26 protein-coding genes are annotated in these 24,876 nt (G+C 64.8%); 12 read left to right on the top strand and 14 right to left on the bottom strand.

All coding sequences use genetic code 11. The features are described from left to right. Positions 1-67 precede the first annotated feature (67 nt). The gene (gene algW / locus ACNFBT_RS18955; protein WP_416751935.1) at positions 68-1,216 is read left to right on the top strand and encodes a Do family serine endopeptidase AlgW; all 1,149 of its coding nucleotides are present in this window, start codon (positions 68-70) and stop codon (positions 1,214-1,216) included. Positions 1,217-1,269: 53 nt separating this feature from the next. Here algW and hisC read toward each other — a convergent pair whose 3' ends face one another. The 10 genes from hisC to ACNFBT_RS18905 form a co-directional block, all read right to left on the bottom strand. Further along, positions 1,270-2,325, bottom strand: coding sequence for a histidinol-phosphate transaminase (gene hisC, locus ACNFBT_RS18950; RefSeq protein WP_416751934.1), 1,056 nt, complete (start codon positions 2,323-2,325; stop codon positions 1,270-1,272). Between the two features lie 3 nt (positions 2,326-2,328). After that, positions 2,329-3,648, bottom strand: coding sequence for a histidinol dehydrogenase (gene hisD / locus ACNFBT_RS18945; protein ID WP_416751932.1), 1,320 nt, complete (start codon positions 3,646-3,648; stop codon positions 2,329-2,331). Positions 3,649-3,823: 175 nt separating this feature from the next. Continuing rightward, positions 3,824-4,459, bottom strand: a complete 636-nt coding sequence (gene hisG / locus ACNFBT_RS18940; RefSeq protein WP_416751930.1) for an ATP phosphoribosyltransferase — start codon at positions 4,457-4,459, stop codon at positions 3,824-3,826. A gap of 14 nt (positions 4,460-4,473) precedes the next feature. Further along, complete coding sequence (gene murA / locus ACNFBT_RS18935) at positions 4,474-5,742, bottom strand: UDP-N-acetylglucosamine 1-carboxyvinyltransferase (RefSeq protein ID WP_416751928.1); 1,269 nt, start codon at positions 5,740-5,742, stop codon at positions 4,474-4,476. A gap of 19 nt (positions 5,743-5,761) precedes the next feature. Next, positions 5,762-6,001, bottom strand: coding sequence for a BolA family protein (locus ACNFBT_RS18930; RefSeq protein ID WP_207883669.1), 240 nt, complete (start codon positions 5,999-6,001; stop codon positions 5,762-5,764). A gap of 110 nt (positions 6,002-6,111) precedes the next feature. Further along, positions 6,112-6,420, bottom strand: a complete 309-nt coding sequence (locus ACNFBT_RS18925; RefSeq protein ID WP_416751926.1) for an STAS domain-containing protein — start codon at positions 6,418-6,420, stop codon at positions 6,112-6,114. Then, positions 6,417-7,070 carry an ABC transporter substrate-binding protein gene (locus ACNFBT_RS18920; protein ID WP_416751924.1) on the bottom strand — a complete coding sequence of 218 codons (654 nt, stop codon included), beginning with the start codon at positions 7,068-7,070 and terminating at the stop codon, positions 6,417-6,419. The genes ACNFBT_RS18925 and ACNFBT_RS18920 overlap by 4 nt, the downstream gene beginning before the upstream one ends. 11 nt (positions 7,071-7,081) lie before the next feature. Then, positions 7,082-7,555: an outer membrane lipid asymmetry maintenance protein MlaD gene (gene mlaD / locus ACNFBT_RS18915; protein ID WP_416751922.1), complete on the bottom strand. Its 474-nt coding sequence runs from the start codon at positions 7,553-7,555 to the stop codon at positions 7,082-7,084. After that, positions 7,555-8,352 (bottom strand): lipid asymmetry maintenance ABC transporter permease subunit MlaE, encoded by a 798-nt coding sequence (gene mlaE, locus ACNFBT_RS18910; RefSeq protein WP_416751920.1) that lies wholly within the window; start codon positions 8,350-8,352, stop codon positions 7,555-7,557. Before mlaE ends, mlaD begins: the two co-directional genes overlap by 1 nt. Further along, a complete protein-coding gene (locus tag ACNFBT_RS18905; RefSeq protein ID WP_152220680.1) occupies positions 8,352-9,161 on the bottom strand; it encodes an ATP-binding cassette domain-containing protein in 810 nt (269 codons plus the stop codon). Before ACNFBT_RS18905 ends, mlaE begins: the two co-directional genes overlap by 1 nt. A 240-nt stretch (positions 9,162-9,401) precedes the next feature. Here ACNFBT_RS18905 and ACNFBT_RS18900 point away from each other — a divergent pair, with 240 nt between their 5' ends. The 10 genes from ACNFBT_RS18900 to ACNFBT_RS18855 all read left to right on the top strand — a co-directional run bounded on the left by ACNFBT_RS18900 (position 9,402) and on the right by ACNFBT_RS18855 (position 16,500). Next, complete coding sequence (locus ACNFBT_RS18900; protein ID WP_416751917.1) at positions 9,402-10,376, top strand: KpsF/GutQ family sugar-phosphate isomerase; 975 nt, start codon at positions 9,402-9,404, stop codon at positions 10,374-10,376. Next, positions 10,377-10,901: a KdsC family phosphatase gene (locus tag ACNFBT_RS18895; protein ID WP_416751915.1), complete on the top strand. Its 525-nt coding sequence runs from the start codon at positions 10,377-10,379 to the stop codon at positions 10,899-10,901. Positions 10,902-10,909: 8 nt separating this feature from the next. Further along, the gene (lptC, locus tag ACNFBT_RS18890) at positions 10,910-11,482 is read left to right on the top strand and encodes an LPS export ABC transporter periplasmic protein LptC (protein WP_416751913.1); all 573 of its coding nucleotides are present in this window, start codon (positions 10,910-10,912) and stop codon (positions 11,480-11,482) included. Further along, the gene (lptA, locus tag ACNFBT_RS18885) at positions 11,469-12,005 is read left to right on the top strand and encodes a lipopolysaccharide transport periplasmic protein LptA (RefSeq protein ID WP_416751911.1); all 537 of its coding nucleotides are present in this window, start codon (positions 11,469-11,471) and stop codon (positions 12,003-12,005) included. Before lptC ends, lptA begins: the two co-directional genes overlap by 14 nt. Further along, positions 12,005-12,730 (top strand): LPS export ABC transporter ATP-binding protein, encoded by a 726-nt coding sequence (gene lptB / locus ACNFBT_RS18880; RefSeq protein WP_416751909.1) that lies wholly within the window; start codon positions 12,005-12,007, stop codon positions 12,728-12,730. The genes lptA and lptB overlap by 1 nt, the downstream gene beginning before the upstream one ends. Before the next feature lie 244 nt (positions 12,731-12,974). Next, complete coding sequence (locus ACNFBT_RS18875) at positions 12,975-14,474, top strand: RNA polymerase factor sigma-54 (protein WP_416751907.1); 1,500 nt, start codon at positions 12,975-12,977, stop codon at positions 14,472-14,474. 78 nt (positions 14,475-14,552) lie between these two features. Then, positions 14,553-14,861, top strand: coding sequence for a ribosome hibernation-promoting factor, HPF/YfiA family (gene hpf / locus ACNFBT_RS18870; RefSeq protein WP_017518151.1), 309 nt, complete (start codon positions 14,553-14,555; stop codon positions 14,859-14,861). A gap of 9 nt (positions 14,862-14,870) precedes the next feature. Further along, complete coding sequence (gene ptsN, locus ACNFBT_RS18865; RefSeq protein WP_416751905.1) at positions 14,871-15,335, top strand: PTS IIA-like nitrogen regulatory protein PtsN; 465 nt, start codon at positions 14,871-14,873, stop codon at positions 15,333-15,335. A gap of 2 nt (positions 15,336-15,337) precedes the next feature. Beyond that, entirely contained in the window at positions 15,338-16,195 is an 858-nt protein-coding gene (gene rapZ / locus ACNFBT_RS18860; protein WP_416751903.1) for an RNase adapter RapZ, read from the top strand. 32 nt (positions 16,196-16,227) lie between these two features. After that, complete coding sequence (locus tag ACNFBT_RS18855; protein ID WP_416751901.1) at positions 16,228-16,500, top strand: HPr family phosphocarrier protein; 273 nt, start codon at positions 16,228-16,230, stop codon at positions 16,498-16,500. A gap of 65 nt (positions 16,501-16,565) precedes the next feature. Here the strand turns inward: ACNFBT_RS18855 and pmbA are convergent, their stop codons facing one another. Next, the gene (gene pmbA / locus ACNFBT_RS18850; protein WP_416751900.1) at positions 16,566-17,915 is read right to left on the bottom strand and encodes a metalloprotease PmbA; all 1,350 of its coding nucleotides are present in this window, start codon (positions 17,913-17,915) and stop codon (positions 16,566-16,568) included. A gap of 121 nt (positions 17,916-18,036) precedes the next feature. On the opposite strand from pmbA, the gene yjgA reads away from it, so the two are divergent. Beyond that, complete coding sequence (gene yjgA / locus ACNFBT_RS18845; protein ID WP_416751899.1) at positions 18,037-18,561, top strand: ribosome biogenesis factor YjgA; 525 nt, start codon at positions 18,037-18,039, stop codon at positions 18,559-18,561. Positions 18,562-18,601: 40 nt separating this feature from the next. Here the strand turns inward: yjgA and tldD are convergent, their stop codons facing one another. Genes tldD through ACNFBT_RS18830 form a run of 3 tightly spaced genes read right to left on the bottom strand, consistent with a single transcriptional unit; the run spans position 18,602 to position 24,756 of the window. Then, positions 18,602-20,044, bottom strand: coding sequence for a metalloprotease TldD (tldD, locus tag ACNFBT_RS18840; RefSeq protein WP_416751898.1), 1,443 nt, complete (start codon positions 20,042-20,044; stop codon positions 18,602-18,604). 2 nt (positions 20,045-20,046) lie between these two features. After that, entirely contained in the window at positions 20,047-20,895 is an 849-nt protein-coding gene (locus tag ACNFBT_RS18835; protein ID WP_416751896.1) for a carbon-nitrogen hydrolase family protein, read from the bottom strand. 54 nt (positions 20,896-20,949) lie between these two features. Further along, complete coding sequence (locus ACNFBT_RS18830) at positions 20,950-24,756, bottom strand: YhdP family protein (RefSeq protein ID WP_416751894.1); 3,807 nt, start codon at positions 24,754-24,756, stop codon at positions 20,950-20,952. Between the last annotated feature and the right edge of the window lie 120 nt (positions 24,757-24,876).

The following is a 24,876-nucleotide window of genomic DNA, read 5'->3' as shown; positions in this document are numbered from 1 at the left end:
CCGCCCGTATAATGGCCGCCACCCTATCGGCCATCCCCCGGCCAAGCAACCCCAAGGATTTTCTTCGATGCTGAAGGCCCTGCGTTTCCTCGGCTGGCCCGTGCTGGTTGGCGTCCTGTTGGCGCTACTGATCATCCAGCATAACCCTCAGTGGGTCGGCCTACCGCAACAGGAAGTGCATCTGCAGCAGGCGCCGCTGCTCAGCCGTCTTCAGCAGGGCCCGGTCAGCTACGCCGACGCCGTGACCCGCTCTTCGCCCGCCGTGGCCAACCTGTACACCACCAAGATGGTCAGCAAGCCGAGCAACTCGATGCTCGACGACCCGCTGTTCCGCCGCTTCTTCGGCGATAACCTGCCGCAGCAGAAGCGCATGGAGTCGAGCCTGGGTTCGGCGGTGATCATGAGCCCGGAAGGCTACCTGCTGACCAACAACCACGTGACCGCCGGCGCCGACCAGATCATCGTGGCCCTGCGCGACGGCCGCGAGACCATCGCCCGGCTGGTCGGCAGCGACCCCGAGACCGACCTCGCGGTGCTGAAGATCGACCTCAAGGATCTGCCCTCGATCATGCTCGGCCGCTCCGACGGCATCCACACCGGTGACGTCTGCCTGGCCATCGGCAACCCCTTCGGCGTCGGCCAGACCGTCACCATGGGTATCATCAGCGCCACCGGCCGCAACCAGCTGGGCCTGAACACCTACGAAGACTTCATCCAGACCGACGCGGCGATCAACCCGGGCAACTCCGGCGGCGCGCTGGTCGACGCCAACGGCAACCTGATCGGCATCAATACCGCGATCTTCTCCAAATCCGGCGGCTCCCAGGGCATTGGCTTCGCCATCCCGACCAAGCTGGCCCTGGAAGTCATGCAGTCGATCATCGAGCACGGCCAGGTAATCCGCGGCTGGCTCGGCGTGGAAGTGCAGCCGCTGACCCCGGAACTGGCCGAATCCTTCGACCTCAAGGACAAGGCCGGCATCGTCGTCGCCGGCGTCTACCGCGACGGTCCCGCCGCCAAGGCCGGCCTGCTGCCGGGCGACATCATCCTGAACATCGATGGCGAGGCCGCCAGCGATGGCCGCCGCTCGATGAACCAGGTGGCGCGCACCAAGCCGGGCGAGAAGATCGCCATCCAGGTGCTGCGCAACGGCAAGCCTTTGACGCTGAACGCCGAAGTTGGCCTGCGCCCGCCGCCGGCGCCCAACGGCAACTGATTCCCCAATGAAAACGGCGCCCTCAGGCGCCGTTTTTCATGACCGCAAAAGCTTTACAGCTTCAGGCGCAGGGCATCCAGCAACGCCTGGTTCTGCTCCTCGGTGCCGATGCTGATACGCAGGAACTGGTTGATCCGCTGCTGCTTGAAGTGACGCACGATAACGCCCTCTTCGCGCAGGGCGGCGGCCAACTCGGCGCCATCACGCTGCGGGTGGCGGGCGAAGATGAAGTTCGCCGCCGACGGCAGCACGTCGAAACCCAGGGTCTTGAGTTCGGCGACCAGCTTCTCGCGGCTGTGGATAACCGCGTTGCAGGTCTGCTCGAAATAGGCCTGGTCCTCGAAGGACGCCACCGCGCCGGCCAGCGCCAGGCGGTCCAGCGGATAGGAGTTGAAGCTGTTCTTCACCCGTTCCAGCGCCTCGATCAGGTCCTCGTGGCCGACTGCGAAGCCAACCCGCAGGCCCGCCAGGGAGCGCGACTTGGACAGAGTCTGCGCCACCAGCAGGTTCGGGTAGCGGTTGACCAGGGAAATCGCGGTCTCGCCACCGAAGTCGACGTAGGCTTCGTCCACCAGCACCACGCTGTCCGGGCTGTCTTGCAGCAGGCGCTCGATGGCTTCGAGCGGCAGCAGGCAACCGGTGGGCGCGTTGGGGTTGGGGAAGATGATGCCGCCGTTGGGCCGCGCGTAATCCTCGACACGAATCTGGAACTGCTCATCCAGCGGCAGCGCTTCGAAGTCGATGCCGTAGAGGCCGCAGTAGACCGGATAGAAGCTGTAGGTCACGTCGGGGAACAGCAGCGGCTTGCCGTGCTGGAACAGCGCGTGGAAGGCGTGGGCCAGGACCTCGTCCGAGCCGTTGCCGACGAACACCTGGGAAACCTTCACGCCGTGGTACTCGGCGATGGTCTGCTTCAGGCGGTCGGCATTGGGGTCCGGATACAGGCGCAGCGTGTCGTTCAACTCGGCCTGGATCGCGGCGACCACCTTCGGCGACGGGCCGTAGGGGTTCTCGTTGGTGTTCAGCTTGACCAGTTTCGCCAGCTTCGGCTGCTCGCCCGGAACGTAGGGCACCAGTTCCTTGACGAAGGGACTCCAGAATTTGCTCATGCGTTACTCACCCTTATCCAGAATACGGAATTCGGCACTGCGCGCGTGGGCGGTCAGGGACTCGCCACGGGCCAGGATCGACGCGGTCTTGCCCAGCTCGGAGGCGCCCGGCGCGGAGCAGAAGATGATCGAGGAGCGCTTCTGGAAGTCATACACGCCCAGCGGCGAGGAGAAGCGCGCGGTGCCGGAGGTCGGCAGCACGTGGTTCGGGCCGGCACAGTAGTCGCCCAGTGCCTCGGCGGTATAGCGGCCCATGAAGATGGCGCCGGCGTGGCGGATCTTCGGCAGCCAGCTTTCCGGGTCGGCCACCGACAGCTCCAGGTGTTCCGGGGCGATGCGGTTGGCAACCTGGCAGGCACGGTCCTGGTCCGCGACCAGAATCAGCGCACCACGGTTGGCCAGCGAGGTACGGATGATCTCGGCGCGCTCCATGGTCGGCAGCAGTTTCTCGATGCTGGCGGCAACCTTGTCGAGGAACTCGGCGTCCGGGCTGACCAGGATGGCCTGGGCGTCTTCGTCATGCTCGGCCTGGGAGAACAGGTCCATGGCGATCCAGTCCGGATCGGTGCCGCCGTCGCAGACCACGAGGATCTCGGACGGGCCGGCGATCATGTCGATGCCGACCTGGCCGAACACGTGGCGTTTGGCGGTGGCGACATAGATGTTGCCCGGGCCGACGATCTTGTCCACTTGCGGCACGCTCTCGGTGCCATAGGCCAGCGCGGCCACGGCCTGGGCGCCGCCGATGGTGAAGACGCGGTCGACACCGGCGATGCAGGCGGCCGCCAGGACGATTTCATTGATCTCGCCACGCGGAGTCGGCACCACCATCACCACTTCGGCAACGCCGGCGACCTTGGCCGGAATGGCGTTCATCAGCACGGACGACGGGTAGGACGCCTTGCCGCCGGGCACGTACAGGCCGGCACGGTCCAGCGGGGTGACCTGCTGGCCGAGCACGGTGCCGTCGGCCTCGGTGTAGCGCCAGGAGTCCTGCTTCTGCTTCTCGTGGTAGCTGCGCACGCGCTCGGCGGCAACTTCCAGCGCCTCGCGCTGGGCCGGGGTGATGCGGGTCAGGGCCAGTTCCAGGCGCTCGCGCGGCAGGATCAGGTCGGCCATGGCCTTGGCATCGACGCCATCGAAGCGCTGGGTGAACTCCACAACGGCGGCGTCACCGCGGCTGCGCACGTCGGCAATGATGTCCAGCACGCGCTGGTTCACCGCATCGTCGGACACGCTTTCCCAGGAGAGCAGATGGTCCAGATGACGCGCGAAGTCCGGATCGGCGGCGTTGAGTCGACGGATAGCGAAGGGTGCGGTCATAGCTGGCCTCTTTAATTGGCATGATCTCGGGCGCCGCAAGACTATCAAGCCTTCCGTGCGGGCACCCGAGAAAATTTGGCTATGACACGGATAGGGCCGAAAAGCTGCTCCTGCATTTTCGGCATTCCCGCCATCCATGGCGGTCACGGGCGCGGCGGGAAGGCCGCGCTAGGAATTACGCCCGGTGTCGTGACTCGACAGCTTCACGCAGGGTGTCGATCAGGGCCTGGATGCGAGCATGCTGCATCTTCATCGAGGCCTTGTTCACCACCAGGCGCGAGCTGACGTGCGCGATCAGTTCCTGGGGCTCCAGGCCGTTCGCACGCAGGGTGTTGCCGGTATCGACCACGTCGATGATCTTGTCAGCGAGGCCGACCAGCGGCGCCAGCTCCATGGAGCCGTACAGCTTGATCACGTCGACCTGACGGCCCTGTTCGGCATAGTAGCGCTTGGCGACGTTGACGAACTTGGTGGCCACGCGCAGGCGGCCCTTGGGCTCCGGCGCGCCGACCGCACCGGCGGTCATCAGCTTGCAGTTGGCGATCTTCAGGTCCAGCGGCTCGTACAGGCCCTGGCCACCGTACTCCATGAGCACGTCCTTGCCCGCGACGCCGAGGTCGGCGGCGCCGTGCTCGACGTAGGTCGGCACGTCGGTGGCGCGCACGATCAGCAGGCGCACGTCATCGAGGGTGGTGGGGATGATCAGCTTGCGGCTCTTGTCCGGATTCTCGGTCGGCACGATGCCCGCCGCTGCGAGCAGCGGCAGGGTGTCGTCGAGGATGCGGCCCTTGGACAGGGCAATCGTCAGCATTGTCTGGCTCAGCCCTAGCCCGGCACGCGGCGAATCTTCGCCCCGAGCAGTTGCAGTTTCTCTTCGATGCACTCATAGCCACGGTCGATGTGGTAGATGCGGTCGATCATGGTGTCACCTTCGGCCACCAGGGCGGCGATGACCAGGCTGGCGGAAGCACGCAGGTCGGTCGCCATGACCGGTGCGCCCTTGAGCTGCGGAACGCCGGTGACGATGGCGGTGTTGCCTTCGACCAGGATCTGCGCGCCCATGCGGTTCATTTCGTAAACGTGCATGAAGCGGTTCTCGAACACGGTCTCGATGACCGCTCCGGTACCTTCGGCGATGGCGTTCATGGAGATGAACTGCGCCTGCATGTCGGTGGGGAATGCTGGGTACGGCGCAGTGCGGATATTCACCGCCTTCGGCCGGTTGCCCTTCATGTCCAGCTCGATCCAGTTGCTGCCGGTGGTGATGTGCGCACCGGCTTCGACCAGCTTGGCCAGCACCGCTTCGAGAATGGTCGGATCGGTGTCCTTGAGCTTGACGCGGCCACCGGTAGCGGCAGCGGCGGCCAGGTAGGTGCCGGTCTCGATGCGGTCGGGCATGACGCTGTACTTGGCGCCGCCACCCAGACTTTTTACACCGTTGATCACGATGGTGTCGGTGCCGGCACCCTGGACATCACCGCCCATGGCGTTGATGAAGTTGGCCAGGTCGACGACCTCTGGCTCGCGCGCGGCGTTTTCCAGCACGGAGCGGCCATTGGCCAGCGCGGCGGCCATCATGATGTTCTCGGTACCGGTCACGCTGACGGTATCGAAGAAGAAGTGCGCGCCACGCAGACCGCCGGCCGGAGCCTTGGCCTTGATGTAGCCGCCTTCGACGGTGATCTGCGCGCCCATGGCTTCCAGGCCGCGGATGTGCAGGTCAACCGGACGCGAACCGATGGCACAGCCGCCAGGCAGCGCGACTTCGGCCTCGCCGAAGCGGGCGACCATCGGGCCGAGCACCAGGATCGACGCACGCATGGTCTTCACCAGCTCGTAGGGCGCCACCAGGGTCTTGATGGTGCTGGCGTCGACTTCGACGTTGAGCTTCTCGTCGATGATCGGCTGCACGCCCATGCGGCCGAACAGCTCGATCATGGTGGTGATGTCGTGCAGGTGCGGCAGGTTGCAGACGGTCACCGGGGTGTCCGCCAGCAGGGTCGCGGCGAGGATCGGCAGCGCGGAGTTCTTGGCGCCGGAGATGCGGATCTCGCCATCGAGACGAGTGCCGCCGGTAATGATCAGTTTATCCATTGCAATATTCCCCGTGGGCTCAGGAACGCTCGGCCCAGGCGGCGCGGCTGAAGAATTTCATGGTGACGGCATGGATGGCGCCCGAGGCGATCCACTCGTTCAGGTGGGCATAGATCTGCTGCTGGCGCTTTACCGGGCTCAGGCCGGCCAGCTCGTCGCTGATCAGGTTCAACTGGAAGTTGCAGCCTTCACCTTCCACTTCAACCTGGGTACCTGGCAGTTTCTCTTCCAGGAAGTTTTTGACTTCTACGGCCTGCATGCTCAACCTCGTTCGGCGCCCTACGCGCGCGGGTCGGCCATGATACAAAAAAGCCCCCCGCCTGCGAACCCCGGCAGGGGAAGTCGCGGACGGAGGGCTTCTTCAGTGTTTCAATGCTGTAACGGCAGGATTTCCAGAAGACCACCAACCTTGGCGATTTCCTGCATGTCCTTGGGCATTCCAACGATCTGCAGCGATTTACCCGCCTTGCGTGCATCACGGGTGAAGGACAGCAGCAGCGACAATCCGACGCTGCTGGAGCGCTCCACCGCCGAGCAATCCAGGCGCAATGCACCAGCCTTGCTCGCGGCGATCAGGCAACCGCCCTGCTCGCGCAGCGCTGGCCCGGTGCTGTAGTCCAGCACACCAGCCAGCGCGAGCTCACCGTCGGCGCGCTGCGTGACGCTGCCTTGACTCATTGGGCGCCGCCTTCCGGCTTCTGGCCCTTGGCCGATTCCTGCGCACGGGCAACCACCTGACCCCAACCGGCGATGGTCTTCTCCAGGTCATTGCCGTTCTTCTGCATGGAGTCTGCGAACTGGTCACGGAACAGCTTGCCGATGTTGATGCCGTTGATGATCACGTTACGCAGGCGCCAGTTGCCGCCCTGGCTGATCATGGTGTATTGCACCGGATAGACGGCACCGTTGGTACCGACCACTTCCATGTTCACCGCAGTACGCTCCGGGTCCTGCTTGCCAGTGGACGGCAGCACGCGGATGGTCTGGTTGTCGTACTCGAGCAGGGCGTTGCCGTAGAACTGGAACAGGCTGCCCTTGAAGGTCTCCTCGAAGCGCTTGATCTGCTCCGGAGTGGCACCACGCGAATACTTGACGGTCATCACGCCCTTGGCGATGCCCTCGGAGTCCACCACCGGACCGAGAATGCGGTTCAGGGTGTCGTAGAAGGCCTGGGGATTGGCCTTGTAGTTGGCCTTGTTGGTTTTCAGATCGCTCAGCAGGCTGTCGACGGTCTGCTGTACCACTTGCTGGGCGGTCTGCTCGGCCTGAGCGAACAGCGGCAGCATGGCGAGCACAACCAGAAGGCCACGACGCAGGGTTTTCAACATGGAATGAGTCCTCATTTCTTCGAGTCGTCTTTGTTGACTGAATTCAGCAGGAATTTGCCGATCAGGTCTTCGAGCACCAGGGCGGACTGGGTGTCCTTGATGGTATCGCCGTCCTTGAGCAGCGCTTCGTCGCCACCGACGCTGATACCGATGTACTTCTCACCCAGCAGACCGGCGGTGAGAATGGAGGCGGTGGAGTCGTCGGGCAGGTTGTTCACCTGGCGATTGATCTCCATGGTCACGCGCCCGCGGTAGGTGTCGTGATCCAGATCGATCGCGGTGACCTTGCCGATGGTCACGCCCGCCATGGTCACCTTGCCGCGCACGGTGACACCGGAAATATTGTCGAAATAGGCATACAGCCTGTAGGTGTCGCCCGTATTACCGATTGTCAGGCCACTGACCCGCAGGGCCAACAGCAACAGGGCCAGCAGACCGGCCAGAATGAACAGGCCTACACCGATTTCCAGGGTGCGGGTTTGCATCAGAAGTCTCCAAACATCAAAGCGGTCAGGATGAAGTCCAACCCCAGCACGGCCAGGGAGGCATAGACTACGGTGCGCGTCGTTGCGCGACTGATACCTTCCGAGGTGGGCTCGCAGTCATAGCCCTGGAAGACGGCGATCCATGTCACCACGAAGGCGAACACCACGCTCTTGATCACACCATTGAGGACGTCCTTGGTGAACAGCACACTGTTCTGCATGTTCGACCAGTAGGAACCTTCGTACACACCCAGCCAGTCCACCGCGACCATCGCCCCGCCCCAGATGCCGACGACGCTGAAGATGGTCGCCAGCAGAGGCATGGAGATGAAGCCGGCCCAAAGGCGCGGCGCGATGATGTACTTGAGCGGATCGACACCGATCATTTCCAGGCTCGACAGCTGTTCGGTGGACTTCATGTTGCCGATTTCGGCGGTCAGCGCCGAACCGGCACGGCCCGCGAACAACAGACCCGTGACCACCGGCCCCAGTTCACGCAGCAAAGTCAGTGCCACCATCTGGCCGACAGCCTGCTCGGAACCATAGCTCACCAGGATGTTGTAGCCCTGCAGGGCCAGCACCATGCCAATGAACAGGCCGGACACCACGATGATCGCCAGCGAGAGCACGCCCACGGAATACAGCTGCTTGACCAGCAACTGGAAAGCGCCGCTATGAACACCGCGACCGAAGATCGCGTGCACCAGGAACAGGGTCGAACGGCCGAGCGCCTCGAGGACATCGAGGCCTGCGCGCCCGAGCAGACGAATTCGCTCGAGCTGTGAAGTCTTGCGCATCAGCGTTCTCCCAGCAGATCGACGCGATAATCGCGGGCAGGATAATGGAACGGCACGGGGCCGTCGGGGATGCCCTTCATGAATTGGCGCACGCGCGCATCGTCAAGCTGCTGCAGCTGATCCGGCGTACCGTGCCCGAGCACCCGGCCGTCGCCGACGATATAGATGTAGTCGGCGATGCTGGCGGTCTCCGCCAGGTCGTGCGAGACCACGATGCTGGTGATGCCCAGGGCATCGTTGAGCAGGCGGATCAGGCGCACCAGAACGCCCATGGCGATCGGGTCCTGCCCCACGAAGGGCTCGTCGTACATGAGGATCTGCGGGTCCAGCGCGATCGCCCGCGCCAGCGCCACGCGACGTTTCATGCCGCCGGACAGCTCGTCCGGCATCAGTTCCACCGCCCCACGCAGGCCCACGGCCTGCAGCTTCATCAGGACGATGTCGCGAATCATCTCTTCAGGAAGCTGGGTATGCACCCGCAGTGGGAAGGCGACGTTCTCGAAGACATCCAGGTCGGTGAACAACGCACCGCTCTGGAACAGCACGCCGAACTGCTTGCGCATGTCGAACAGGTCGCTGCGCCCCAGAGTGGGGAGATTCTGCCCGTTGACCCACACCTCGCCCTTCGACGGGCGCAGCTGGGCGGCAATCAGGCGCAGCAGGGTGGTCTTGCCGCAACCCGAGGGCCCCATGATCCCGGTGACCTTGCCGCGCGGGATACGGATGTCCACGTTATCGAAAATCGCACGCTGGCCGCGCTTGAAGGTCAGGCCCTTCAACTCGACAGCGTATTGGTCGTTCGTGCTCATAGAACTCCTTGCATCACGGCACTGTCCCTGTGGCCCGCCCCCACGACGAAGGCACGGCCCGGCGTGACAGGCCGAACGGCCGCGAACTATAGCACTCCGGCAGGCGCCGCCCCAAGGCCCGCCAGGGGGTCGTTAAGGCAATGTTCAGCAAAATACGTTCACATTAGGAATGTGTGTGATGAGCGTTTGCCGCTTTCCCGTTATAATCTCGCCCTTCTTTTCGCCCCACGCCTTTCGAACATGAGCCAGAAACACGATTTCATCCACTCGGCGCAACGCACTATCCGTCTTGAGCGCGACGCCGTGGACTCACTGCTGGCGCGCATCGGCGCGAACTTCACCCAGGCCTGCGAACTGCTGCTGGACTGCAAGGGTCGCGTGGTAGTGGTCGGCATGGGCAAGTCCGGGCACGTCGGCAACAAGATTGCCGCCACCCTGGCCAGCACCGGCACGCCCGCGTTCTTCGTGCACCCGGCCGAGGCCAGCCATGGCGACATGGGCATGATCACCCAGGACGACGTGGTCATCGCGCTGTCCAACTCCGGCTCGACCGCTGAAATCGTCACACTGCTGCCCCTGATCAAACGCCTGGGCATCACCCTGATCAGCATGACCGGCAACCCCGAGTCGCCGCTGGCCAAGGCCGCGGTCGTCAATCTGGACGCCAGCGTCGAGCAGGAAGCCTGCCCGCTGAACCTCGCCCCCACCTCGTCGACCACGGTGTCGCTGGTGCTCGGCGATGCCCTGGCCATCGCCCTGCTGGAAGCCCGCGGCTTCACCGCTGAAGATTTCGCCTTCTCGCACCCGGGTGGTGCGCTGGGCCGCCGCCTGCTGCTAAAAGTCGAAAACGTGATGCACGTAGGCGAGGAACTGCCCCAGGTACTGCTGGGCACCTCGCTCAGCGGCGCGCTGCTGGAAATGACCCGCAAGGGCTTGGGCATGACCATCGTCCTGAACGATGCGGGAACCCTGGCCGGCATCTTCACCGACGGCGACCTGCGCCGCACCCTGGACAAGGGCCTGGACGTACGCCATGTGAGCATCGACCAGGTCATGACCCTTCACGGCAAGACCGCGCGTCCCGACATGCTGGCCGCCGAAGCCCTGAAGATCATGGATGACCACAAGATCAGCGTGCTCGTCGTGGTCGATAACGAGGACCGTCCGGTAGGCGTCCTGCATATCCACGACCTGACCCGCGCGGGAGTGATCTGAATGAGCGCCGACCTGCTGCAGCGCGCCAAGGCCGTTCGCCTGGCGGTCTTCGACGTCGATGGCGTGCTGACCGACGGCAAGCTCTACTTCCTGCCCGACGGCAGCGAGTTCAAGACGTTCAACACCCTGGACGGTCACGGCATCAAGATGCTCATGGCCTCCGGCGTGCGCACCGCTATCATCACCGGCCGCTCCAGCCCGGTGGTCGAGCGCCGGGCGAAGAACCTGGGTATCACCCACCTGTTCCAGGCTCGTGAAGACAAGCTGGTCGCCCTCGACGAACTGCTCGCCGAACTCGGTCTAGGCTATGAGGAAGTCGCCTACCTGGGTGACGACCTGCCCGACCTGCCCGCCATTCGCCGCGCCGGCCTGGGCATGGCGGTGGCCAGCGCCGACCCGTTCGTCCGCCAGCATGCCGACGGCGTCACCCAGGCACGTGGCGGCGAAGGTGCGGCCCGCGAGTTCTGCGAGCTGATCCTGCGCGCCCAGGGCAATCTCGAAGCTGCCCAGAACGCGTACCTCTAGAGCCGAACATGCCCAAGACACTCCGCCAGAAGCTGTTGCTCGCCCTGATTGCAGTCTTGCTGATCGCACTCGGCTATTACTGGAACGTCCGCCTGGACTTCAACGAGCGCCAGCTCAAGTCGCAAGGCAACGACGCCATCGATTTCTACGCGGTCAACGCCCACAGCGTGCAGTACCGCGTCGACGGTACGCTCGCCTACGAGATGACCGCAGACAAATTGGAACACCTGAAAGCAACCGACGTGACCATGGTCACCACGCCGGACCTGTACTTCTACCGCGTACAGGAACCGCAGCCATGGCATGTCCAGAGCGTGCGCGCCGAAGTGGGCCCCGAGGGCAAGCAGGTCGAGCTGATCGACGACGTGCGCGTGGCGCGCACTGATGCGCAACAGCGCTCGCTGCTGCTCAACACGACCCGGATGACGGTGTTCCCGGACAAGGACTATGCGCAGACTGACCAGCCCGTGAAAATCACCGAACCCAACGGTGTGACCACGGCCGTTGGAATGAAAGCGTATCTGAAAGACAGCCGGATGCTCCTGCTGTCCAACGTAAGAGGTCAGCATGAGGCTCGTTAACACCCTCCCCCTTCTCTTCAGCCTCGCTGCCGCCATCGGCAGCCACGCCGCCTGGGCTCTTCCCACCGACCGGGAACAGCCCATCCGCGTCCAGGCCGACAGCGCCGAACTGGACGACAAGCAGGGTGTGGCCGTCTATCGCGGTGACGTGGTGGTAACCCAGGGCAGCATGAAGCTGACCGGCAACACCGTCACGCTCAAGCAGAACAAGAACGGCGATATCGAGGTCGTGACCTCGGTGGGCAAGCCCGCCTACTTCGAACAGAAGCCCGCGCCGGAGAAAGAGATCACCAAGGCCTACGGCCTGACGATCCAGTATTTCGTCACCCAGAACCGCGTCGTGCTGATCGACCAGGCCAAGGTGATCCAGGAAGGCAACACCTTCGAAGGCGAGAAGATCGTCTATGACACCCAGCGCCAGATCGTCAACGCAGGCCGCGCCACCGGCGCCCAGGTGACCACACCGCGCCCGCGTATCGACATGGTCATCCAGCCCAAGAAAAAGCAGGATCAAGCGCAGTAATGGCTACGCTCACCGCTCAACACCTCGCCAAGAGCTACAAGAGCCGGCAAGTGGTCCGCGATGTCAGCATGAGCATCGACAGCGGACAGATCGTCGGCCTGCTCGGCCCCAACGGAGCGGGCAAGACCACCTGCTTCTACATGATCGTCGGCCTGGTCCGCGCCGACCAGGGCGTGGTCCGCATCGACAGCCAGGACGTGACCCACCTGCCCATGCATGGTCGCGCGCGCGCCGGCATCGGCTACCTGCCGCAGGAAGCCTCGATCTTCCGCAAGCTGTCGGTGGCCGACAATATCAGCGCAATCCTCGAAACTCGCAGCGACCTGGATCGCAGCGGCCGCCAGGAGGCCCTGGAGAGCCTGCTCGAGGAATTCCACATCCACCACATTCGCGACAACCTCGGCATGAGCCTGTCCGGTGGTGAGCGGCGCCGCGTGGAAATCGCCCGTGCCCTGGCCAGCTCGCCGAAGTTCATCCTGCTGGACGAACCCTTCGCCGGCGTCGACCCGATCTCCGTGGGCGATATCAAGCAGATCATCCATCACCTCAAGGCCAAGGGCATCGGTGTGCTGATCACCGACCACAACGTCCGCGAGACGCTGGATATCTGCGAAACCGCCTACATCGTCAACGACGGTCAACTGATCGCCGAGGGCAGTGCCGAGACCATCCTCGCCAACGACCTGGTGAAGGAAGTCTATCTGGGTCACGAGTTCCGCCTCTGACCCAGCGGCGGCCGCCCTCCTGGCCGCGCTCCATCCCCGCCACCCACGGCCCGGACCTGCATCCGGCGCCGCGCCTCGGGCCGCCTGGCAGTTGCCCGATAATCAGGTTGTAACGAAAGGTCGACAGCCCCTAGGCAAAGCGTCCAGACTCAGGCATATAATTTGCTTCCTCGCGGCGCTCCGGCGTCCGTAGTCGTGGATATGGCGCTTGCTGCGCCAGCGAACAAGGTGCCTAGTTCCAGCCATGAAACCATCGCTCGTCCTCAAGATGGGCCAGCAGCTGACGATGACTCCGCAGCTGCAACAGGCCATCCGACTGCTCCAGCTCTCCACGCTGGACCTGCAGCAGGAAATCCAGGAAGCCCTGGAGTCCAACCCCATGCTGGAGCGCCAGGAAGACGGCGAGGACTACGACAACAGCGACCCTATGGCCGATGGCGCAGAGTCCGCCCCCACCGCCAACAGCAACACCCAGGACAGCTACCAGGAAAGCACCACCCCCTCCGCCGACAGCCTCGACGAGGACCAGTGGGCCGAGCGCATTCCCAGCGAGTTGCCAGTCGACACCGCCTGGGAAGACATCTACCAGACCAGCGCCAGCAGCCTTCCCGCCAGCGACGATGACGAGTGGGACTTCACGTCCCGCACTTCCGCCGGCGAAAGCCTGCAGAGCCACCTGCTCTGGCAACTCAACCTGGCGCCGATGTCCGACACCGACCGCCTGATCGCCCTGAGCATCATCGACGGCATCAACGACGACGGTTACCTCGAAGAATCCCTCGACGACATCCTTGCCTCCATCGACCCCGAACTGGGCGTGGAGATGGACGAAGTGGAAGTCGTCCTGCGCCGCGTGCAGCAGATGGAGCCCGCCGGCGTCGGCGCGCGCAACCTGCGCGAATGCCTGCTGCTGCAGCTGCGCCAGATGCCGGCCAACACCTACCTGCTGGCCGAGGCCCAGAAGCTGGTCGCCGACCACCTCGACCTGCTCGGCAGCCGCGACTACAGCCAGCTGATGCGGCGCATGAAGCTCAAGGAAGACGAGCTGCGCGAAACCATCGAGCTGATCCAGTCGCTGCACCCGCGCCCCGGCTCGCAGATCGAGTCCGGCGAAGCCGAATACGTGGTGCCGGATGTCATCGTTCGGAAACATAACGAGCGCTGGCTGGTGGAGCTGAACCAGGAAGCGGTGCCGCGCCTGCGCGTCAACTCGCAGTACGCGGGCCTGGTGCGCCGCGCCGACTCCAGCGCCGACAACACCTTCATGCGCAACCAGCTGCAGGAAGCGCGCTGGTTCATCAAGAGCCTGCAGAGCCGCAACGAAACGCTGATGAAAGTGGCGACCCAGATCGTCGAGCATCAGCGTGGCTTCCTCGAATACGGCGAAGAGGCGATGAAGCCTCTGGTCCTGCACGACATCGCCGAAGCCGTGGGCATGCACGAGTCGACCATCTCGCGCGTCACCACGCAGAAATTCATGCACACCCCGCGTGGCATCTTCGAGCTGAAGTACTTCTTCTCCAGCCACGTCAGCACCTCCGAGGGCGGCGAATGCTCGTCCACCGCGATCCGCGCGATCATCAAGAAACTGGTCGCGGCGGAAAGTCCGAAAAAGCCATTGAGCGACAGCAAGATCGCTGGTTTACTGGAGGCACAGGGCATTCAAGTGGCACGTCGCACCGTCGCCAAGTACCGGGAGTCCTTAGGGATTGCTCCCTCCAGCGAACGTAAGCGACTGGTATGACGTTGATCCACGCCAAAGTGTTCCGGCGGCAGGCCACCTAACCTGCCACTTACACACGGGCAATAAGGAGAAAGCGGTATGCAAGTCAACATCAGTGGACACCAACTGGATGTGACCGACGCCCTGCGCGACTATGTCGGCGAAAAACTCGGACGACTGGAGCGCCACTTCGACAAGATCACCAACGTTCAGGTCATCATGGAGGTCGAAAAGCTAAAGCAGAAAATCGAAGCCACCCTGCACATCGCAGGTGGCGAAGTGGTGGCCTGTGCCGAACATGAGGACATGTACGCGGCCATCGACCTGCTCACCGACAAGCTCGACCGCCAACTGATCAAGCACAAGGAAAAATACCTCGAACGCCAGCAGGGTGTTGGTGTTCGTTAAACCCTCCCTATGATTCGACTTGAGCAAATCCTGACCCCCGGCCGTTCCCTGGTGAACGTGCCGGGCGGCAGCAAAAAACGCGTCCTTGAACAAATCGCAAACCTGGTAGCTCGAGAGCTGCCAGGTTTCGACGCGCAAGACATCTTCGAAAATCTGGTGGCCCGGGAACGCCTGGGCTCCACCGGATTCGGCAATGGCATCGCCATACCGCACTGCCGCCTTCCCGGCTGCCAGTCTCCCATCAGCGCCATCCTGCACCTGGACCACCCGGTTGACTTCGACGCCCTCGACGGTGCGCCGGTCGACCTCGTGTTCGTCCTGCTGGTGCCCGAGGCCGCCACCGAAGAGCACCTGGAACTGCTCCGCCAGATCGCCTCCATGCTCGACCGTTCCGACGTCCGTGACCGCCTGCGCCACGCCGCCAACGGCGAGGAGCTGTACCGGATAGTCGTGGACTTCCAGAACGGCCACTGATCATGCGCCTGATCATCATCAGCGGACGCTCCGGCTCGGGCAAGAGCACCGCGCTCAACGTGCTCGAAGACAACGGTTTCTACTGCATCGACAACCTGCCCGCCAGCCTGCTCCCGGACCTTGCGCAGCGCGCGCTGCTGCACACCGAACTGCTGCACCCGCAGGTTGCCGTCTCCATCGATGCACGCAACCTGCCCAGCCAGCTGCAGCGCTTCCCCGAACTGCTGCAGGAGGCACGCGACAAGCACATCCAGTGCGATGTGCTGTACCTCGACGCCGATGACGAAACCCTGCTCAAGCGCTTCTCCGAGACGCGCCGGCGGCACCCGCTGACCACCGACACCCGCTCGCTGGCCGAAGCCATCGCCGACGAGACCCATCTGCTGGCGCCGATCGCCGACCTGGCCGATCTCAAGCTCAACACCACGCACCTGAACCTCTATCAGCTGCGCGACGTGCTCAAGCTGCGTCTGCTGAACAAGCCTGAACTGGGCACCGCCTTCCTGGTCGAATCCTTCGGCTTCAAGCGCGGCATGCCGGTGGACGCCGACCTGGTGTTCGACGTGCGCTGCCTGCCCAACCCGTACTGGAAGCCCGAACTGCGCGAGCACACCGGGCTCGATGCGGATGTCCAGGAGTACCTGGCCGCGCAACCCGACGTCGAGGAGATGTACCAGGATATCCTCGGCTACCTGAACAAATGGCTGCCGCGCTTCGCCGCGAGCAACCGGGCCTACGTCACCGTCGCCATCGGCTGTACCGGTGGCCAGCACCGTTCGACCTACCTGGCCGAGCGCATTGGCAAGGCCCTCAAGGAAACCCTCACCAACGTGCAGATTCGCCACCGCGACCTGAGCTAGTAGCAACACACAACAAAGGACAGCCCCTCGCGATGCCCGCCCTCGAAATCACCATCATCAACAAGCTTGGTCTGCACGCCCGTGCGGCGGCCAAATTCGTCGGCGTGGCGGGACGTTACCCCTGCCAGATTCGCGTAGGGCGCAACCCGGAAAGCACCGTCGACGGCAAGAGCATCATGGCGGTGATGATGCTGGCCGCCGGCAAAGGCACCAACCTGCATATTGCCGCGGAAGGCGAGCAGGACACCGAGGCGCTGAACGCACTGGGCGAGCTGATCAATAACTACTTCGACGAAGGCGAGTGAACGCCAGCGAATGACTCTCCATGAAAAAGCCCGCCAGATGGCGGGCTTTTTCATGGGCAGCGATATCAGTTGCCAGCGACGGTCATGCGCTCCACCAGCACCGAGCCGGTGTGCAGGTTGCCGCGGAATTCCACGTCATTGCCAATGGCCACGATGTTGCGGAACAGATCGCGCAGGTTGGCCGCAATGGTGACTTCCTGTACCGGGAACTGGATCTCGCCATTCTCCACCCAATAGCCGCCGGCGCCACGGGAGTAATCGCCGGTCACCAGGTTCACGCCCTGCCCCATCAGCTCCGTCACCAGCAGCCCGCGCCCCATGCGACGGATCAGCGCCGCCTGGTCCTCGTCGCCATGACTGACGAACAGGTTGTGCACGCCACCGGCATTCGCGGTGCTCGGCATGCCCAGCTTGCGGCCGGAATAGGTACCGAGGATATAGGAGACCAGATCGCCACCTTCGACGAAGGGCTTGGCATAGGTGGCCAGGCCGTCGTTATCGAATGACGCACTGCCCAGCGCGCCGGCCAGCAGCGGACGCTCATCGAGGGTCAGCCACTCGGGGAACAGGCGCTGCCCCAGGGTGCCTTCGAGGAAAGACGACTTGCGGTACAGGCTGCCGCCAGAAATCGCCGACAGGAAATGGCCGAACAGCCCCACCGCCACTTCCGGCGCGAACAGCACCGGAACCTCGGCGGTATCCACCGGCCGTGCGCCCAGGCGGCTGGCGGCGCGTTCAGCGGCACGGCGGCCGATCGACTCGGAGCTTGCCAGTAGATCGCCACGACGGTTCACGTCATACCAGTAATCCCGCTGCATCTGGCCCTGGCCTTCGGCGATCATCACGCAGCTCAGGCTGTGCCGGGTGCTGGCGTAGCCGCCGATGAAGCCATGGCTGTTGCCGTAGACCCGGCAGCCCTGGTGAGTGTTCACCGTGGTGCCGTCGGCCTTGGTCACCCGCGCATCCGCGGCGAACGCTGCCGCCTCGCAGGCCAGCGCGCGCTCCACCGCCTGGTCCGGGGTGATCGACCAGGCATGATAGAGATCCAGGTCCGGCAGATCCCGGGCCATCAGCGCCGGATCGGCGAGCCCGGCGCAATCGTCCTCGGAGGCGTGCCTGGCGATGGCCAGCGCCGCCGCCACGGTTTCGCGAATGGCGTCGGCACCGGTGGCCGAGGTACTGGCCGAACCCTTGCGCTGGCCCACGTACAGGGTGATGCCAAACCCCTGATCGCGGTTGAACTCGACGGTTTCCACCTCGCCCTGGCGTACCGAAGTGGACAATCCCTGCTCCACCGAAACCGCCACCTCGCAGGCGCTGGCGCCCTGCCGGGAAGCCTCGGCGATGATCCGCTCGACCTGCTCGCGCAGCTCGGGAAGGACGTCCGGGCTGACCGCCGGGTTGTGTTCGCTCATTACGTGCCTCTCCTGTTCATATGCCAGCCGCTACACCCTATTGGGCTTCGGCGGCCTGCTCGGGCCGGACAAGCGGCCCTCGACTCGTTATCATGGCGGCGTTTTCAACGAGACCCCCGCCATGGCTGAAATTCACGATGACGACTCCCTCTTCGACGAGAAGAGCAAGTCGCAAGTCAAACGCGAGCTGCATGCCCTGCAGGACCTCGGCGAGCGCCTGACGACGCTCAAGCCCGACCTGCTGGACCGCATGCCGCTCACCGATCCGCTGCGCCGCGCACTGGACGAAGCACCCAAGCACAAGGCCAATGCCGCCAAGAAGCGCCACCGGCAGTTCATTGGCAAGCTGATGCGCGACCAGGACATCGACGCCATCGTCGCCGTGCTGGATCAGGTAGACAGCTCCACCCGCCAGTACAACGAACGCTTCCACGCCCTGGAGCGCTGGCGCGACCACCTGATCAGCGGCGGCGACGCGGCGCTGTCCGCGTTCTTCGGCGAATACCCGGAAAGCGACCGCCAGCACCTGCTCCAACTGATCCGCCACGCCCAGCACGAGGCCGCTCACAACAAGCCTCCGGCAGCGGCGCGGAAGATCTTCAAGTACATCCGCGAACTGGACGAGATCAAACGCGGCCTGCGCTGAGCGGCCGCGCTCCTCCCTCCCAGCGCCACCGGCAACGGCCTCAGGCGCCCGTGCCGCCGACGGTGATCGCGTCGATCTTCAGGGTCGGCTGACCGACACCGACCGGCACGGACTGGCCGTCCTTGCCGCAGGTGCCCACGCCGCTGTCCAGCGCCAGGTCGTTACCGACCATGGACACCCGGCTCATCACTTCCGGACCATTGCCGATCAGGGTCGCGCCCTTCACCGGGCGGGTGATCTTGCCGTTCTCGATCAGGTAGGCCTCGCTGGTGGCGAAGACGAACTTGCCGCTGGTGATGTCCACCTGGCCGCCGCCGAGGTTGGCGCAGTAGATGCCGCGCTCGACGCTGGCGATGATCTCTTCCGGCTCGCTCTGCCCGGCCAGCATGTAGGTGTTGGTCATGCGCGGCATCGGCAGGTGCGCATAGGACTCGCGGCGACCGTTGCCGGTGCGCGCCACGCCCATCAGGCGGGCATTGAGCTTGTCCTGCATGTAGCTCTTGAGGATGCCGTTCTCGATCAGCACGTTGCAGTGGGTCGGCGTACCCTCGTCATCCACCGACAGCGAGCCACGACGCCCGGCCAGGGTGCCGTCGTCCACAATGGTGCACAGGCTGGAAGCGACCTTCTCGCCCATGCGGCCGCTGTAGGCCGAGCTGCCCTTGCGGTTGAAGTCGCCTTCCAGGCCGTGGCCCACCGCCTCGTGCAGCAGTACGCCCGACCAACCGGCGCCCATCACCACCGGCAGGCTGCCGGCTGGCGCAGACACCGCCTCGAGGTTGACCAGGGCCTGACGCAGCGCCTCGCGGGCGTAGCTCATGGCGCGGTCTTCCTGGAGGAAGTATCTGTAATCGGTGCGACCGCCGCCGCCGTGACCGCCGCGCTCGCGACGGCCGTTCTGTTCAACGATGACGCTGACGTTGAAGCGCACCAGCGGACGGATGTCCGCCGCCAGCGAGCCGTCCGCCGCGGCGACCAGCACCTGGTCCCAGACGCCGGCGAGGCTGACGGTAACCTGCTGGATGCGCGGATCGAGGGCACGGGTGGCGACGTCGATCTTCTGCAGCAGCTCCACCTTTTCCGCGCGGCTGAGCACGTCCAGCGGATTCTCGCCGGCATACAGGCGCTGCGGCACCACGGCGCTGAACGCCTGCACCTTGCCGTTCTGCCCGGAGCGGGAAATCGAGCGTGCGGCGCGGGCGGCCTGGATCAGCGCTTCGTGGGTGATCGCGTTGCTGTAGGCGAAGCCGGTCTTCTCGCCGGACTGTGCACGCACACCGACGCCCTGGTCCATGTGGAAGCTGCCTTCCTTGACGATGCCGTCTTCGAGCATCCAGGACTCGGAAACCTGGCTCTGGAAGTACAGGTCGGCCGCATCGATGCCCGGGCCACTGAGTTCATGCAGCACCGGCGACAGCCGCTCGATGTCCAGACCACCTGGGGCCAGCAGGTGCTGACTGACGGATGACAACAGTTCGCTCATATCTACTCCGTACGCGCCGGTCGCGGTTCGACCGGCGGGAAAAATCGTCTGTGCCGGGCAATCGGCATACGCTGCCGGACCGCCGCCTGTTCCTCGCTGTCGCGCTCGGCCAGCAGCACGGCCTCGCCCTTGGCCTGTTCGGCCAGGATACGCCCCCAGGGATCGACAATCGCCGATTGTCCCCAGGTTTCCCGACCTTTGGGGTGGGTGCCGCCCTGTCCGGCCGCCAGCAGGTAGCACTGGGTTTCGATGGCGCGGGCGCGGATCAGCACTTCCCAGTGCGCCGCGCCGGTCACCGCGGTGAAGGCCGCCGGTGCGCTGATCAGTTCCGCGCCGGCCTCGCGCAGCGCGGTGTAGAGCTCGGGAAAGCGCAGGTCGTAGCAGACCGTCAGTCCCAGGCGCCCGACCGGCGTGTCGGCCACCACCACACGCTGGCCGAAGGCGTAGTCATCCGACTCGCGATAGCGGCCACGGGCGTCGGCGACGTCCACGTCGAACAGATGCAACTTGTCGTAGCGCGCCACTACCTCGCCCTGGTCGTCGATCAGCAGCGAACAGGCGTTGGCCTTGGCCTCCGGCTGGCCGGCCGGCGGCAACGGCAGGGTTCCGCCGACTATCCACAACCTGAGGTCGCGGGCGGTGCTTTTCAACCAGGGCAGGATCGGGCCATGCCCTTGCGCCTCGGCGCGGCCGAGATCGGCGAGATCGCGACGGCCCATGGCGGCGAAGTTTTCCGGCAGGACGGCAAGGCGCGCGCCATCACGGGCGGCCTGTTCGAGCAGGCGACGAGCGGCGGCGAGATTGGCCAGGACGTCGTCCTGGCTGACCATCTGGATGACAGCGATGGACATTGTGAGCTCCGGCTGAGTACTGGGTTCATGCTAACCGAAGCCCAGGCACTCTGCTCAGTGAGGTTTTTCGAAGGGCTTCTCGAAGGTGATGGCAGGACTCTGCCACGGACCTTTCACGCTGTACTGCACACTGGCGAAGCGCGATACCTTGTCGCCCAGCAGCTTGTCCACCACGAACAGCGCGCCGCCCACGGCGGGAGCACCGACGATCAGGGCCGCCAACGGCAGGTTGTTGGTCACCGGCAAGGTCACCAGCAACTTGGCGTCGATCTGGTCGTGGGCCAGGTCCAGCGTACCGTTCAACTCCAGGTTGCTCGACGGACCGTCCAGGCGCAGCGGCTCGCGGGTGAAGTAGACGCCATCGGTGGCCGTGAGCACGCCCTTCACCCGGTCATAGCTCAGGCCCTTGCCCAGCAGGTCGGAGAAGTCCAGGCGCAGGCGACGGTTGATGGCGTTGAAGTTGAGCAGGCCGAACACCCGCAGGGCGTTGGCACCGCCCTCCACTTCGACGAACTGGCCCTTGCGCAGGCTGGCATCGATGCTGCCGCCGAAGCGCCGCAGATTCAGCGCTGCCGGCGATCCCGGCCAGTTGCCGTTGATGTCGACGCGGAAGCGCTCGCTGGTGACGCTGGGTGCAAAGTCCCAGGCCTTGAGCACATCGGCGAGGTTCTTGCCATCCAGGCGCCCATCGAAGCTGCTGCGCGATGAACCGGCCGCGCCGTCCCAGCGCAGCGTGCCCTTGAGCGCCAGGCCGCGCAGGTCGAGCGCCACATTGTTGAAACTGGTGCCGGTGGGCGTCGGCCGCAGGTTGAAGCTCCAGGCGCCGACCGGCTTGCCGGCCTTGCTGACCTGGCGGATCGATACGTCCATCGCCGGCAGCGAGCGTGGGTCAATGTTGGCCATGGGATCGGGTGCTTCCACCGCACCGGGCGAGTCGATGGCCTCGCCCTTGGGCAGATCGATGCGATCGAGCTGGACCTGGATCGGCCGGCTACCGCCATCGGGCAGGATGATCTTGCCGGACACCAGCGAGCTGGCCAGCCCCAGCTGCCAGCTGCTATCGGCCCGCGAAAGATCAACACCGAGATTATCCAGGCTCTGGCCGAAGCCCTTGAAGCGCCCGATCTGCAGATCAGCGCCGCGCAGCAGGCCGGATGCTCCTTCGACTCCGGTGTTGGCGTACTTCCTGGCGACTGCCTGCCAGGCATCGGCATCCACTTCATCGATGCGGCCGCGCACCTGCACGCCATTCCAGTTCGGCAGTACCGCCGGATCGCCGCCCAGGCGCAATACGCCCCGTCCGGCGAGCGGCTTGTCCGCCGGCGCGGCATAGGCCAGGCTGGCGCGGTCACCGTAGGTCGCCCAGTAACGTCGCTCGGCGCCGTCGAGGGTCATGCGCCACTCGCTTTCGCGGGTCTCGGCGGCCGACTTGCCCAACGGCGCCGGCAGGTCGATGGCCACCCCCTGCAGATTGGAGGCGACCTGCAACAGGCTGTCCTTGCCCGCCAGCAGGAGATTGAGCTGGAACGGCACGCGGCCGTCGACTGGCAACTGCTTTTGCACCTTGCCCCAGTCCAGCAGCGCCTTCACCGGCACCTGCCCACCCACCAGTACCCGGGTGCGCGGATCGCCATTGCGCCCTTCAGCGCGGATGCTGCCGGTGATCCGGGTTCCCAGGGCCTGAGCCGAGACATTCTGCGCGCTCAAGCCAGTGTCGGTGTCGTAGCGGAACTTGCCCTTGAGCTGCTCGAGATTGAGCTCGGGCTTGGCGATCTTCAACCGCGCGGAGTCGGCGGCGAAGTCGACAATGACCCGCGCCTGCCGGGCCTGTTCCTTGGCCAGTGGGATATCCAGCTTGAGGTGGCCGGCCAGCTTGCCGTCGCCGGTCCAGCCCTCGAAGGTGTGCTGAGCGCCGATGGGCGAGTCCTGGAGGATCTTCAGGCCGTCGCCGAGGCTGCTGTCGATATCGCCGTCGACGTACAGGTGGGAAACCTCGCCGCTCGGTACGTGGGGAATCTCTACCGACACGTCGCGCACCTGACTTTGCAGGATCTGGCCGGAACGCGCGGTGATGCTCACGCCGCTGTCCTCCACCCGCACTTCGCCCTCGGCCTTGCTCAGCCCCGGCCAACCCGGCTGGTAGTCGAGCACGCCGTCGTGGACCTTGAAATACAGGCTCATCGCATGTGCTTCGGGCGCCGCGCCCTTCTGCAGCGAGCCCTGCCAGAGGAAGTAGCCCTGCTCGATGCGTCCACTCTTGATCGAGCCCTTGAGCCAGGCGGCGAGGTCCTTGCTCATCTGCGGGATGACCGTGGGCAGATACTTGCTGGTGAAGCGCGCATCGCCATTGCTCATGCCGACGCGCAGGTCCATGTAGTCTTCCAGCGCCGGATCGCGCATCAGGCGGATCAGCATGTCGCCGGCAAGGGTGCCCTCCTCGCCCTCGACCTTCATCAGATGGCTGCCGAGGGTGAAGGCCTCGTCGTTCAGCTGGAAGAACAGCCGGGCATGGGCGGTACGGTAATGCCAGGGTTCGGGGAACAGGGTCGCCAGGTGCAGCATGAAGTCCTGGGCATTGGCATCCAGCTGGCCGCCTTCGAGATTCCCGCTGAATGTACCGTCAACGTTGGCAACCGCAGGCACGTCATGGAAAGCGCTGACGCCGACCTTTTCCAGGTTGGCGGCGTAGGCCACGCGCTCGGCGCCGGTCCGCTGCGGCCAGTAGTCGAAATTGACGTTGTGCAGCACGCCACGCGGCTTCAGGCCCTGCAGCCAGGTGATGGCGGCATCCGGCAGAGGCGCCAGGGCGGTGATCATCGGACCCAGCGGGGTCAGCTCAAGGCGATCGGCCTGCAGTTGCCAGTGCTCCTCGCCCTTCATCCGCCGCGTCAGCGACAGTTCCACCTCGCCCCAGCGGGTATCGCCCAGGTTGGCCGCAAGGTCAGCGACGCGCACGTCGAAGTCCTCGCCATTGCGCTGGAAATACAGGCTCAGGCCCAGGTCACTCACACTGACCGGCTTCTGCTCGCCCAGCCGAGCCTTGATCGACGGCGCATTGAGGCGCGCGACGCCCGACACCGGCACGCCCTTCTCGAGGGTTGCCCAGAACTCGCCGCCGGCCTTGAACTCGGAGAGCTTCCAGGCACCAGTCAGGCGCTCGGGCAGCCACTTCGACCAATTCGTCTGCGGCAGACTCAGGTAGGCCTGCGCCGTGCTCTGCCGCCAATCGTCGCGATTCAGGCGAGCGTCCAGACGGGCCGCGACCGGCTCGCCGCCCGGCAGCGTCAGGCGCGCGTCGAGATGCTGACTGCTGCCGCTATGCAGGGTCATACCGACATAACTCAGCGACAAGGGCTGCGCGCCTTGCGGCAGCAGCGTCAGTTGGCTGTCCATCAGTGACAGGCGACGCGGCGCCAGCAACAGGTCGATCAGCTTGCGCGGGTCGGTGTCGCCGTGGCTGGGCAACCCCTCGGCATGCCACTGGCCCTGCTCGTCTTCCCGCAGGGTGAGCTGCAAGCCCTCCAGCTCCAGGCTTTCGACGCGCGGCTGGCGCGCCATCAGGCTGCCGAAGAGGTCCGGCGTCAGGTGCACGCGCTCCAGGCGCAGCGCATCGTTGCCAGCGCCCAACTGGATATCGCGGACCACGATGACCGGACCGAAGTCCTGCCAGTGGCCTTCGAGCCCACCGATGGTTACCGGCAGGCCGAGCTGTGCACTGGCCTTCTGCGCCAGATCGTCACGGTACTCGGCCACCAGCGGCACCAGTTGCCGCCCCAGGCTGACGTAAAGCGCGAGCAGAACCAGCCCCAGGGCCAGCAGACCCAGGAACACGCGCAGTGACGCAGTGAACAGGCGCCCCATCCGGTCAGGCGCTCTTGGCAGAAGGTAAAACGGTCATCGTGCTGGCTCCCAGCCATGCAGTAGCGAACCCCGTCTGACAGTGTGCGTCAACGAAAGCTCCGCAACCGCCCGTTCCAGAGC

This window comes from Pseudomonas sp. NY15181 (assembly GCF_048068055.1).
Classification (GTDB): Bacteria; Pseudomonadota; Gammaproteobacteria; order Pseudomonadales; family Pseudomonadaceae; genus Pseudomonas.
This window is presented reverse-complemented; position numbering and strand designations above follow the sequence as displayed.

What these genes read in the sequence shown, in the direction of transcription:
- algW (WP_416751935.1), top strand. Translation starts at nt 68, where the DNA reads ATGCTGAAGGCCCTGCGTTTCCTCGGCTGGCCCGTGCTGGTTGGCGTC.
- hisC (WP_416751934.1), bottom strand. Translation starts at nt 2,325, where the DNA reads ATGAGCAAATTCTGGAGTCCCTTCGTCAAGGAACTGGTGCCCTACGTT.
- hisD (WP_416751932.1), bottom strand. Translation starts at nt 3,648, where the DNA reads ATGACCGCACCCTTCGCTATCCGTCGACTCAACGCCGCCGATCCGGAC.
- hisG (WP_416751930.1), bottom strand. Translation starts at nt 4,459, where the DNA reads ATGCTGACGATTGCCCTGTCCAAGGGCCGCATCCTCGACGACACCCTG.
- murA (WP_416751928.1), bottom strand. Translation starts at nt 5,742, where the DNA reads ATGGATAAACTGATCATTACCGGCGGCACTCGTCTCGATGGCGAGATC.
- ACNFBT_RS18930 (WP_207883669.1), bottom strand. Translation starts at nt 6,001, where the DNA reads ATGCAGGCCGTAGAAGTCAAAAACTTCCTGGAAGAGAAACTGCCAGGT.
- ACNFBT_RS18925 (WP_416751926.1), bottom strand. Translation starts at nt 6,420, where the DNA reads ATGAGTCAAGGCAGCGTCACGCAGCGCGCCGACGGTGAGCTCGCGCTG.
- ACNFBT_RS18920 (WP_416751924.1), bottom strand. Translation starts at nt 7,070, where the DNA reads ATGTTGAAAACCCTGCGTCGTGGCCTTCTGGTTGTGCTCGCCATGCTG.
- mlaD (WP_416751922.1), bottom strand. Translation starts at nt 7,555, where the DNA reads ATGCAAACCCGCACCCTGGAAATCGGTGTAGGCCTGTTCATTCTGGCC.
- mlaE (WP_416751920.1), bottom strand. Translation starts at nt 8,352, where the DNA reads ATGCGCAAGACTTCACAGCTCGAGCGAATTCGTCTGCTCGGGCGCGCA.
- ACNFBT_RS18905 (WP_152220680.1), bottom strand. Translation starts at nt 9,161, where the DNA reads ATGAGCACGAACGACCAATACGCTGTCGAGTTGAAGGGCCTGACCTTC.
- ACNFBT_RS18900 (WP_416751917.1), top strand. Translation starts at nt 9,402, where the DNA reads ATGAGCCAGAAACACGATTTCATCCACTCGGCGCAACGCACTATCCGT.
- ACNFBT_RS18895 (WP_416751915.1), top strand. Translation starts at nt 10,377, where the DNA reads ATGAGCGCCGACCTGCTGCAGCGCGCCAAGGCCGTTCGCCTGGCGGTC.
- lptC (WP_416751913.1), top strand. Translation starts at nt 10,910, where the DNA reads ATGCCCAAGACACTCCGCCAGAAGCTGTTGCTCGCCCTGATTGCAGTC.
- lptA (WP_416751911.1), top strand. Translation starts at nt 11,469, where the DNA reads ATGAGGCTCGTTAACACCCTCCCCCTTCTCTTCAGCCTCGCTGCCGCC.
- lptB (WP_416751909.1), top strand. Translation starts at nt 12,005, where the DNA reads ATGGCTACGCTCACCGCTCAACACCTCGCCAAGAGCTACAAGAGCCGG.
- ACNFBT_RS18875 (WP_416751907.1), top strand. Translation starts at nt 12,975, where the DNA reads ATGAAACCATCGCTCGTCCTCAAGATGGGCCAGCAGCTGACGATGACT.
- hpf (WP_017518151.1), top strand. Translation starts at nt 14,553, where the DNA reads ATGCAAGTCAACATCAGTGGACACCAACTGGATGTGACCGACGCCCTG.
- ptsN (WP_416751905.1), top strand. Translation starts at nt 14,871, where the DNA reads ATGATTCGACTTGAGCAAATCCTGACCCCCGGCCGTTCCCTGGTGAAC.
- rapZ (WP_416751903.1), top strand. Translation starts at nt 15,338, where the DNA reads ATGCGCCTGATCATCATCAGCGGACGCTCCGGCTCGGGCAAGAGCACC.
- ACNFBT_RS18855 (WP_416751901.1), top strand. Translation starts at nt 16,228, where the DNA reads ATGCCCGCCCTCGAAATCACCATCATCAACAAGCTTGGTCTGCACGCC.
- pmbA (WP_416751900.1), bottom strand. Translation starts at nt 17,915, where the DNA reads ATGAGCGAACACAACCCGGCGGTCAGCCCGGACGTCCTTCCCGAGCTG.
- yjgA (WP_416751899.1), top strand. Translation starts at nt 18,037, where the DNA reads ATGGCTGAAATTCACGATGACGACTCCCTCTTCGACGAGAAGAGCAAG.
- tldD (WP_416751898.1), bottom strand. Translation starts at nt 20,044, where the DNA reads ATGAGCGAACTGTTGTCATCCGTCAGTCAGCACCTGCTGGCCCCAGGT.
- ACNFBT_RS18835 (WP_416751896.1), bottom strand. Translation starts at nt 20,895, where the DNA reads ATGTCCATCGCTGTCATCCAGATGGTCAGCCAGGACGACGTCCTGGCC.
- ACNFBT_RS18830 (WP_416751894.1), bottom strand. Translation starts at nt 24,756, where the DNA reads ATGGGGCGCCTGTTCACTGCGTCACTGCGCGTGTTCCTGGGTCTGCTG.